Consider the following 11,096-nt stretch of genomic DNA (forward strand, 5'->3'; position numbering starts at 1 on the left):
ATGATCTAATGCGCTTAATAAGGCATTATTTTCGTTGTACTCAGACTGCCCTTTTTTCTGCCATTCTACTGTTTTTTTGGCTTTCATGATTAATTCCTAGGAAAAAGAATCGCTTGGCAGTCTTGTTGCTTGTTGTTTGAGCGAAATTATCACCGTGGCTATTGGAATATCACTATTTGTTTATAAATAGAATAAGATTAATGACAAATATTCAAATGTGAATTAAAGCGCCACAGGGAAAAAAATACCGCCGTCTTATTTATGCTGATGCTATTTTTTGTACAGAATATAACATTAAGTTTAGTCGATAACCGGGGAGGGAAAGAGGGGATTTGCGGTGAGTATCGGGCTGGTTGATATCTGGGCTTGATAACAAGCTGAATGCCATTACCTGATAATAACGATATCAGGTAATGGCGGGTCGTTCAGTGGTTATGGGTGATTATCCATCGAACCAAAACGGCCACTATTAAAATCAGCGATAGCCTCGGCTATTTGCTCCTGCGTGTTCATTACAAAGGGGCCGTAACCGATGATGGATTCATCAATTGGCTCACCACTGAGTAATAACAGCACAGCATCATTATTAGCTTCAATCGTGACATTGCTGCCGGTAGAGTCCAGCAACACCATCTCTGCATCGCGGGCAATGGCATCACTATTAACCTGCACGGTGCCGCGCAACACAATCAGGGCCGTGTTCCAGCCATCGGGCAGGGAGAACTCGGTGCTTTTCCCTTGATTTAGCCGGATATCCCAGACATTCAAGGGCGAGAAAGTCTTGGCTGGGCCATTTTCCCCGGCATAATCACCGGCAATAACGCGCAGACTACCAGCACCTTCAGGTAATGCGACCTGAGGAATGGTTTCACTGCGAATCGCCTGATAACCGGGTGCGGTCATTTTATCTTTTGCCGGTAAATTGACCCATAACTGCACCATTTCAAACGGCCCACCCTGTTGTGCGAAGTTATCTGAATGAAACTCTTCATGCAAAATACCGCCACCTGCCGTCATCCACTGCACATCACCGGGGCCAATAATCCCACCTTTACCGGTAGAGTCACGATGTTCAACTTCGCCGTCGTACACAATGGTCACTGTTTCAAATCCACGATGTGGATGTTGCCCAACACCACGGCGATGCTGAGTCGGGGTGAAATCCATCGGTCCGGCATAGTCCAGCAACAGGAACGGGCTGAGTTGTTTGCCATGACTCTGGTATGAAAACAGTGAGCGAACCGGGAAACCATCACCGACCCAATGTTGGCGCGGCGCACGATAAATACCTTGAACTTTTTTCATCGTATTCTCCTTACAACAGCCTTAATAAGGTATAGCAGCCAGACTATTCAATCCGCCTGGCCACAAGTTGGATAAAGTATATATTCAGGATAATTTCGGCAGTAGATAGCAAAATTAGTTATCAGTGTTCTATTATTGGAACAATGATAAGCAACTGAGAGGCGGGGTATGCAGGACCTTAACGATCTCTATTATTACGCAGAGGTGGTAGAGCATGGCGGATTCAGTGCTGCCGCCCGAGTATTAGGTTTGCCCAAATCAAAACTGAGTCGGCGGTTGGCTTTATTGGAGGAGCGGCTGGGGGTGCGATTAATTCAGCGCTCAACCCGGCGCTTTGCGGTGACGGATGTCGGGCGCACCTATTACGAACACTGCAAAGCGATGTTGGAAGAAGCCAAAGCGGCACAAGAATCGATAGAGTTAACGCGAGCCGAACCACGCGGTGTGGTGCGCATCACCTGCCCAGTGGCGCTGTTGCAGGCGACGGTCAGCACCATGTTGGCCGACTTCATGGCCAGTTGCCCCTTGGTGACGTTGCATCTCGAATCGACCAATCGGCAGGTTGACCCAGTTGCTGAAGCCATAGATATTGCGATTCGGGTTCGGCCACCACCGTTGCAAGACAGTGATCTGGTATTGAAGGTTTTGGGCAACCGCTGTCAGTGCCTGGTCGCCAGCCCTGAATTGATTGCCCGCCTTGGGGAGGTGAAAGTACCGGCTGATTTGACGGGCTGGCCTAGTCTTGGGCTGGGGCAGCCTCAACAGGCGTTTATTTGGGATTTAGACGGGCCTAAAGGCGCGCATGCGGCGGTTTATCATCAACCGCGACTGGTGACCGCTGATATGACCACATTACGCAGCGCGGCTTTGAGCGGTGTTGGGGCGGTGCAGCTTCCTGTCATGATGGTGACGGAGCAATTAGCCGCAGGTGAATTAATTCGCCTGCTACCTGAGTGGTCACTGCGTCATGAAATTATCCATGCCGTCTTCCCCTCACGACGTGGTTTATTGCCTTCAGTGCGCAGTGTGCTGGATTATCTGACGCTGCGTTTTAGCCAGCTCGATGATCAATAAAGCGGCCTCTGCGTCAGTCACTGTTGATAGGGGTGCCAATGTTGGCCGCCCAAACTTTAATGCGTTTATCCAATGTGATGGTAAAGCCCGATTTGAGTTGATTGTAGAGTTTGTTGACCTTGTCGGCATCATGCAGGGTATAGCTGATGACGGTATGATCTGTGGTGGTCAGGCAGGCATACTCAACCGTTAACATGTCATTATTAAACGCAAATTCAGTGGTGGTTTTGTTGATATCACAGGGTTCACTGGCTATCAGTGAAATCACCATATTCGCCCAGTGAGTGGTGGGGCCGGCAATACTGATAAGCACCGGTTCCTCATCTTCTGTTTGAGTGGCCCCGTATAAAACGCCACCCTGAATATGCCAAATATTATATTCTTTGGGGTTATAAACCGCCTGGCAAAGGGGAATAAATGATAAAGATAAAATCAGTATGAGTAAGGAGCGCACAGTCATCTCTGCAACACAGCCAAAATAAGAATGTTCCTATATTAGGTTATTTGGCAGGTAGAACAAGCCATTGATGTTAATTGGTAAGTTATGCTGTTTACCAATACCTGCCTGGTGTTTATTGAAGGAAATAGGCGCTAACGTGGTGATTTATATACTGCTAATGTTTATGAGTCATATTTGTGATTAATGTTTGTGACTAATGTTTGTGGCGATGGTGCGAGTCAGGAAAATGAGGATGAGAGTGCGCCATCGGTGGGTGCCGATGAGGGTGCTTATGTGGCACATCGGCGCTGACCGGGAAATCATGTGAATGCTGGTGGTGTTCGTCATGGAGATGTTGGTGCTCATGCAATAAGTCATCATGGTGGTGCTGATGCTCATGTTGTTCAGTCAGATGCAACCCAATCCCGATTGCCATCAATAGCCCAGCGACGATCAAGGGGATTGTTATAGCATCACCCATAGCGACTGCCAATGCCGCACCTAAAAAAGGCGCGATAGAGAAGTAAGCGCCGGTTCGGGCGGTACCGAGGTGGCGCAAACCAATAACAAACAGTGCCAGGCTCACGCCATAGGCAAAGAACCCTACCAGCAGGGCACCGGCCAGATTGGTCAGCGGCGGCAAAGTTGCGCCAAGGGCAAATGCTAATCCGAGATTCACCACACCCGCCACCAAGCCTTTGACCGAAGCAATCCAGGTGGCGTCCGTCAGCGAGACTTTACGGGTCAGATTGTTATCAATTCCCCACGCGAAACAGGCCCCGAGAATAGCCAACGTTGGCCACAATCCGGCAAAGCGGGCTTCTCCCGGCCAGCTCAGAATAGCGGCACCCGCCACAATCACTACCATGCCCAAAGCAATACGGCGATCAAAGTTTTCTTTGAAAGCAAACCAGGCGAGCAGGGCAGTGAATACCCCTTCAGCATTGAGTAGTAGTGACGCTCCCGATGCGGGCATACCGGTAAGGCCTATCATCAGTAGCACCGGTGCAATGATCCCACCGGCGCTAATGGCACCGATAAACCACCATAACTCATTACGCGGTAACTTAACGGTAGCCGGGCGGGTTATCAACCGATATAGCGCCAAACCTACCCCCGATCCTAAATACAGCAAACCGGCCAGCAACCATGGGCTAACGGTATTCAGCAGTTGTTTTGCCAGCGGGGTTCCCGCACCAAACAGCACCGCGGCAGTTAATGCCGCCAATACACCCGGTTGTCGCAGTCCATCATGCCATTTCATTGGGTTAGCTCTGAGAATTAGCGAGGGAGTGGTAATTTTAGCGCATTAAAAAGCCGGAAAGCTATTTCTGTTGCAGAAAAAGATGACCGACCAGTATTTACCCTAAATAATTCGAGTTGTAGGACGGCGGCAACTGAGAAAATCCCCAGGAACTTACATAAGTAAGTGACTGGGGTGAATGAAGGCAGCCAACACAGATACAGCTTGAAGTATGACGGGTATAATAGTTAATTATCAACAGTCTGCCTATGGAACAACTCACGGAATACCGGATAGATATCTTCCGGCTCCCGTATATGCTGCATGGCAAAGTTCTCGTATTTTGCCTGTAAGTCTTCATATTCCCGCCACAGCGTTTGATGGGCACGGCGGGTTATCTCGATATAACTGTAGTAACGCACCACGGGAAGAATTTTTTTCGCCAGCAATTCATGACACAGAGGTGAATCATCAGCCCAGTTATCGCCATCCGAAGCTTGAGCTGCATAGATATTCCATTGTGCTGGGTCATAGCGCTCTTGCACCACTTCGTCCATCAGTTTCAGCGCACTGGAAACAATGGTCCCGCCGGTTTCTTGCGAATAGAAAAATTCTTGTTCATCAACTTCTTTAGCTTGTGTGTGGTGGCGGATATACACCACATCCACGTTTTTATAAGTCCGGCTCAGGAACAGATACAGCAGAATATAAAACCGTTTTGCCATATCTTTGGTGGCTTGATCCATAGATCCTGACACGTCCATCAAGCAAAACATCACTGCCTGACTTGATGGTTCCGGGCGTCGTTCATAGTTCTTATAGCGTAAATCGAAGGTATCAATAAAAGGCACCCGGGCGATTTTTTGCTTCAATTCGGCAATGGCTTTGCGTACCCGCTCTTCTTCCAGTAATTGCGCGGGTTCCGAGTTTTCCAATACTTTCAGTGTCTCTTCCAATTCGTGCAGTTCGCGGCGTTTACTGGCCGTCATGGCAGTACGGCGGGCCAATGAGTTTTGCAGTGAACGCACCACACTGATATTGGCAGGAACGCCATTGGAGGTATAACCCGCACGATGGGTTTTAAATTCGGTCAGTTGTTTATACTGATTTTTCTTCAGGTTAGGCAGCGCTAAATCTTCAAACAGCAAATCAAGATATTCGTCTTTGGAAATCTGAAAGACAAACTCATCCTCGCCTTCACCGTCCTGACCGGCATTCCCCTGACCACTGCCGCCGCCGCCACCACCTTGTGGGCGCTCTATACGGTCATTAGTGACAAAATGATCATTGCCGGGGTGCACCCGATGGCGTAATCCGCCACGGCCCTGATGGAACATCGGCTCATTGATGTCGTCAATGGGAATCGATACTGACTCGCCACTCTCAATATCAGTTACTGACCTTTTATTGATGGCATCAGAAATCGATTGTTTAATTTGCGACTTATAGCGGCGCAAAAAGCGCTGGCGGTTAACCATGCTTTTATTCTTACCGTTAAGTCGTCTGTCAATAAAGTAGCCCATATCTCCCCCTGCCTCTATTCCCTGCATCTTCCACACAGTGGCTGTGCTGACTGGCACCACAGCCACACCGCGAAAGCTGTACCTGTAATATTAGGGTGATTCGACAACAGGTTATGATGATTTTCTGACCCGCAGATACCATTCGCACAGTAAACGAACCTGTTTACGGGTATAACCTTTCTCCATCATTCGATCGACAAAGTCATCATGTTTTTTCTGTTCATCCGTTGAGGTCTTGGCGTTAAAGGAGATAACCGGCAACAACTCTTCAGTGTTAGAGAACATTTTCTTCTCAATAACCGTGCGTAACTTCTCATAGCTGGTCCAATTTGGATTGCGGCCATTGTTATTGGCTCTGGCGCGCAACACGAAGTTGACGATTTCATTACGGAAGTCTTTCGGGTTGCTGATACCCGCAGGTTTTTCAATTTTCTCCAGTTCAGCATTCAGCGATTCACGGTCAAACAGTTGCCCGGTATCCGGATCGCGGTACTCTTGATCCTGAATCCAGAAATCGGCGTAAATAACATAGCGGTCGAAAATATTTTGACCGTACTCAGAGTAGGATTCCAGATAGGCAGTCTGAATCTCTTTGCCGATAAACTCGGCATATTTCGGGATCAAATAGCCTTTCAGATGCTCGAGGTATTTTTCCGCGACATCTTGCTGGAATTGTTCGCGTTCAATCTGTTGTTCCAGCACATAGAAGAGGTGTACCGGGTTAGCTGCCACTTCTGCATGGTCAAAGTTAAATACCCGTGACAGGATCTTGAAGGCAAAACGGGTAGAAAGACCGTTCATCCCTTCGTCAACCCCAGCATAGTCGCGATACTCCTGATAAGACTTGGCTTTCGGGTCAGTATCTTTCAGGCTTTCACCGTCATACACCCGCATTTTGGAGTAAATGCTCGAGTTTTCCGGCTCTTTCATCCTTGAGAGAATGGAGAAGCGTGCCAGTGTTTCCAACGTCCCTGGGGCGCAAGGTGCATGAGTTAATTCACTGTGATTCAACAGCTTGTCGTAAATCTTGATCTCTTCTGATACCCGCAAGCAATAGGGCACTTTGACGATATAAACACGGTCAAGGAAGGCCTCATTGTTCTTGTTATTGCGGAATGTCACCCACTCTGATTCGTTAGAGTGCGCGAGGATAATGCCGCTGAATGGCAGGGCAGAGATCCCCTCGGTACCGTTATAGTTCCCTTCTTGAGTGGCTGTCAGCAGGGGATGCAGCACCTTAATCGGCGCTTTGAACATCTCGACGAATTCCATAATCCCCTGGTTCGCGCGGCACAATGCCCCGGAATAACCATAAGCATCAGGATCGTTTTGGGCATGGTTCTCCAGTTTACGGATATCAACCTTACCCACCAGAGCAGAAATATCCTGATTGTTTTCATCACCCGGCTCAGTCTTCGCAATCGCGACCTGCTCAAGAATAGAAGGCCAGACTTTGATAACTTTAAATTTGGTGATATCACCGCCAAATTCATGCAGGCGTTTGGCCGCCCACGGCGACATGATTGTGCCGAGATAACGGCTAGGAACATTGTATTCTTTGGCTAAAATAGCCGCATCTTCCTGCGGGTTGAATAAGCACAATGGATGGTCATTGACCGGGCTGCGCTCACCATTAGCACTTAAAATATAGATAGGCACCCGTTGCATCAGTGCTTTCAAACGTTCAGCCAGTGATGATTTACCCCCACCCACAGGGCCGAGCAAGTACAGGATCTGTTTCTTCTCTTCTAACCCTTGAGCCGCATGTTTAAGGTAAGAAACGATCTGCTCTATGGCTTCTTCCATGCCATAGAACTCTTCAAAAGCAGGGTAGCGGGCGATAACTCGGTTGGAGAACAGCCGAGACATGCGAGATTCGAGCGCGGTATCAACCATGACAGGCTCACCAATAGCCATCAGCAGACGTTCAGCCGCATTGGCATACGCACTGCGATCCTGCTGGCAGATGGTGAGGAACTCCTGCAGTGTGAACTCTTCGTCCTTGGCAGCCTCATAGCGTTGGCGGTAGTGATCAAATATGTTCATAGCGATGCCCGTCCTGTTTGAATGGTTGGGAACATAAAATAATAGTAGCGCTTTATTGGGTTAAAATTTTGAAACTACTACCTTATTGTTATGGTCGCGTCTCTCATAAAGGTCAAGTTGACATTAACCACAGATTTGCCACCCCAAGTACAATAAATAACCATTATTCGGTAATTAAATCTATTTTTTATTTCATTTACAGTGTTTTATATATGATTAATTGAGATTATCTATTTGAATATCTTGTTATTTTATTGTAATCAAATCTACGTAAATTTTTAGGTTGTCAATTTGTGGCATATCGGCGATAAGTTGTGCAGGGAAGACTAATTTTGCGCCTGGGTGTGTAAAGATTTCGCCACGGGCAAGCAATTGATTTACACTAAGTTAACTAACGATTTTGTTACCAAAGGGATCTTTCCGTGAAAAAACATTACATAAAAACGAAGCAAGTCAAAACACTGGCAGCGTTGGCTGTAGCTACGGCAGTTTGTATGCCTACTGCGATGGCAGGAACATGGTCTTTGGGGGCCTCAGCATTAGTCAGCCCTGACCCATATCGCGGTAAGAATGACCGTGTTTACCCAGTGCCTATCGTTTCTTATGAAAGTGATAATTTCTATTTCCGCACACTGGCTGCGGGTTATTACCTATGGAAAGATGACAACAATCGTTTATCGATTGATGCCTATTATTTGCCTCTACATTTTACGCCGGGCGATAGTGACGACCAGCAGATGAAGCAGTTGGATAAACGCCGTAGCACTTTGATGGCGGGTATGTCTTATTCCCATATCGAGGATTGGGGGACTTTACGCGCCATGTTCTCCGGCGACGTGCTGGATAACAGCGGCGGCTTTGTCGGCGATCTGGCTTATCTCTATCGTTTCAGTGTTGATAGCTGGACGCTGACTCCGGGCGTTGGTGTTGCCTGGAACAGTGAAGATCAGAATAAGTACTACTATGGTGTGAGCCGTGGGGAGTCCGCCCGCAGTGGACTGGCCCAGTACAGCCCTAGTGATAGCTGGTCACCATATCTGGAGTTGACGGCAAACTACAATATCAATCCAAACTGGAATGCTTTCTTTACTGGTCGTTATATTCACCTGGCAAATGAAGTGAAGAATAGCCCAATGGTAGATGCATCCTGGACCGGCGTACTGTGGACTGGGGTCACATATACCTTCCGTTAATTTATCACGCACCCTATCTGAACAATAAAAAATGGGGCTTTGTGCCCCATTTTTGTGTCTGCAATATCAGCTATTATTGGGCATTCTTGCGACTACGAATGGTCATGGCCAGACGTGCAGGGGAATCTTGTTTGGCGACCAACGGTTTATTCACCCGCGCAGTTTCTACACAAACCATTGTTTTATAGCCATCATTTGGCATATCAACCATGCTGCTGGACAGTTCAGCACCTGGATTCCATGCAACTACATCACTTTGATGATGATGATGCACTTCAATGGTACGTTTCAGCGCGGCATCTTTTATCAGGCTGTAGGCTTCAGGGTGGGTATAGATGCGGTCGGTCTGACCGTTAAAGACCAAATCACCTTGTTGCGTTGCATCAGCAATTTTCAGCACTTTATCAAGGTACTTTTCGCCCAGGCCACTGATCTTAATCTGGCTGATATCGCCAATCTGGAAATAAGTGTGCAAGGCAGCAACTGCCTCATAATCACCGTGTGATTCTAATTCCATTTCACATTCTTCGCCCAGCTTGAAACGGGCAATCAAAGTGAACGGGTGTGGCCAGAATTGACGAGATGCATCGCTGTCTTCCAGAGTGAAGGTCAAGATAACCCCATTCTCATTTTCATCATGGGCGCTGAGCTTCCATGGCAGTAAACGAGCAAAACCATGAGAAGGTTGCGCTGATGGGCCAAACCAAGGCCAACAGATCGGTACACCGCCACGAATAGCGACACCGTCTTTAAATGGCGTGTTATTACTCAACCAAATAATCGGTTGCTCACCACTCGGTTGGAAAGCCAATAAATGAGCACCTTGCAAGCTGACAGCGGCACGCACCTTCGGATGGGAAACCACTACGATTGGCAGTTCATCCAACTGGCGCTGGCTGATATAAGGTGAAATTTGTTCAACAACAGGTAGGGTGAAGACTTTCTCGTTCATTCGTTTGACCTTATGAGCAAAGGGGCTAGAGATCCATTGAGCTTCAGACTTTCGATAATATCACAGGCTTTATATCTTGCAGCAAATCGGCGCTAACCGAGTAGTGAATCATTGATATTGCGCAATTTTATTTGTAGTGGGGCAATGGGGTGAGGGAAGAAGCACAATGTATCAGTAATAAAAAAGCCACCCGGAGGTGGCTTTTGGCAGAAATCTACATCAATCCATTATTTGGAGATGTGAGAGATCAAGTCCAGAACTTTGTTTGAGTAGCCAGTTTCGTTATCGTACCAAGAAACCAGTTTCACAAAGTTGTCATTCAGCGCGATACCGGCTTTAGCATCGAATACTGAAGTCAGTTTTTCGCCGTTGAAATCGGTAGAAACAACGTCGTCTTCGGTGTAACCCAGAACGCCTTTCAGCTCGCCTTCTGAAGCCGCTTTGATGGCAGCACAGATTTCTTTGTAAGAAGCTGGTTTTTCCAGACGTGCAGTCAGGTCAACAACTGAAACGTTAGGAGTAGGAACGCGGAACGCCATACCAGTCAGTTTGCCGTTCAGGGCTGGGATAACTTTACCTACTGCTTTAGCCGCACCGGTAGAAGAAGGGATGATGTTCTGGGATGCGCCGCGGCCGCCGCGCCAGTCTTTGTGAGACGGGCCATCAACAGTTTTCTGAGTAGCGGTAGTTGCATGCACAGTGGTCATCAGCGCTTCAACGATACCGAACTTGTCGTTGATAACTTTAGCCAGTGGAGCCAGGCAGTTAGTAGTACAAGAAGCGTTAGAAACGATTTCCTGACCTGCGTATTCTTTATGGTTAACGCCCATAACGAACATAGGGGTGTCGTCTTTAGACGGACCAGTCAGAACCACTTTCTTCGCGCCAGCAGCAATGTGCTTACGTGCCGTTTCGTCGGTCAGGAACAGGCCAGTTGCTTCAGCAACAACGTCAACGTTAACTTCGTTCCACTTCAGGTTAGCCGGATCTCTCTCTGCGGTAACACGGATGGTTTTACCGTTAACAACCAGGTGGCCGTCTTTTACTTCTACAGTACCGTCGAAACGACCGTGGGTAGAGTCGTATTTCAGCATGTATGCCATGTAGTCAGCGTCCAACAGATCGTTGATTGCAACGATTTCGATGTCAGAACGTTCCTGAGCAGCACGGAAAACAATGCGACCGATACGGCCGAAACCGTTGATACCTACTTTGATAGTCATATATTCCACCAGCTATTTGTTAGTGAATAAAAGGTTGGTTGTAAAATTACAAAAACCTTACCGAGCGTCAAGCGGAATCGTGTCAATTATTGCTACAA

General features: G+C 47.7%; 9 protein-coding genes. 2 read left to right on the top strand and 7 right to left on the bottom strand.

The window, feature by feature from the left end; translation table 11 throughout:
* Positions 1-432: 432 nt before the first annotated feature.
* Positions 433-1,305, bottom strand: coding sequence for a pirin family protein (locus ACNSO8_RS05630; protein WP_418394065.1), 873 nt, complete (start codon positions 1,303-1,305; stop codon positions 433-435).
* A 168-nt stretch (positions 1,306-1,473) separates the two neighbouring features.
* On the opposite strand from ACNSO8_RS05630, the gene ACNSO8_RS05635 reads away from it, so the two are divergent.
* A complete protein-coding gene (locus ACNSO8_RS05635; protein ID WP_418394066.1) occupies positions 1,474-2,379 on the top strand; it encodes a LysR family transcriptional regulator in 906 nt (301 codons plus the stop codon).
* 13 nt (positions 2,380-2,392) lie between these two features.
* Here the strand turns inward: ACNSO8_RS05635 and ACNSO8_RS05640 are convergent, their stop codons facing one another.
* From ACNSO8_RS05640 to yeaG, 4 genes are all read right to left on the bottom strand, one after another.
* Positions 2,393-2,839: a hypothetical protein gene (locus tag ACNSO8_RS05640; protein ID WP_418394067.1), complete on the bottom strand. Its 447-nt coding sequence runs from the start codon at positions 2,837-2,839 to the stop codon at positions 2,393-2,395.
* A 193-nt stretch (positions 2,840-3,032) separates the two neighbouring features.
* Positions 3,033-4,082 (bottom strand): DMT family transporter, encoded by a 1,050-nt coding sequence (locus ACNSO8_RS05645; protein WP_418394068.1) that lies wholly within the window; start codon positions 4,080-4,082, stop codon positions 3,033-3,035.
* Positions 4,083-4,309: 227 nt separating this feature from the next.
* A complete protein-coding gene (locus tag ACNSO8_RS05650; RefSeq protein ID WP_418394069.1) occupies positions 4,310-5,584 on the bottom strand; it encodes a YeaH/YhbH family protein in 1,275 nt (424 codons plus the stop codon).
* A 111-nt stretch (positions 5,585-5,695) separates the two neighbouring features.
* A complete protein-coding gene (gene yeaG / locus ACNSO8_RS05655; RefSeq protein WP_019079537.1) occupies positions 5,696-7,630 on the bottom strand; it encodes a protein kinase YeaG in 1,935 nt (644 codons plus the stop codon).
* 422 nt (positions 7,631-8,052) lie between these two features.
* Here yeaG and ACNSO8_RS05660 point away from each other — a divergent pair, with 422 nt between their 5' ends.
* Positions 8,053-8,823: a MipA/OmpV family protein gene (locus ACNSO8_RS05660; RefSeq protein ID WP_005169267.1), complete on the top strand. Its 771-nt coding sequence runs from the start codon at positions 8,053-8,055 to the stop codon at positions 8,821-8,823.
* Between the two features lie 73 nt (positions 8,824-8,896).
* Here the strand turns inward: ACNSO8_RS05660 and ACNSO8_RS05665 are convergent, their stop codons facing one another.
* Both ACNSO8_RS05665 and gapA read right to left on the bottom strand, forming a co-directional pair.
* A complete protein-coding gene (locus tag ACNSO8_RS05665) occupies positions 8,897-9,775 on the bottom strand; it encodes a D-hexose-6-phosphate mutarotase (RefSeq protein ID WP_019079536.1) in 879 nt (292 codons plus the stop codon).
* Positions 9,776-10,002: 227 nt separating this feature from the next.
* A complete protein-coding gene (gapA, locus tag ACNSO8_RS05670) occupies positions 10,003-10,998 on the bottom strand; it encodes a glyceraldehyde-3-phosphate dehydrogenase (RefSeq protein WP_005162909.1) in 996 nt (331 codons plus the stop codon).
* Positions 10,999-11,096 lie beyond the last annotated feature (98 nt).

The organism is Yersinia sp. LJYL362, assembly GCF_048323875.1.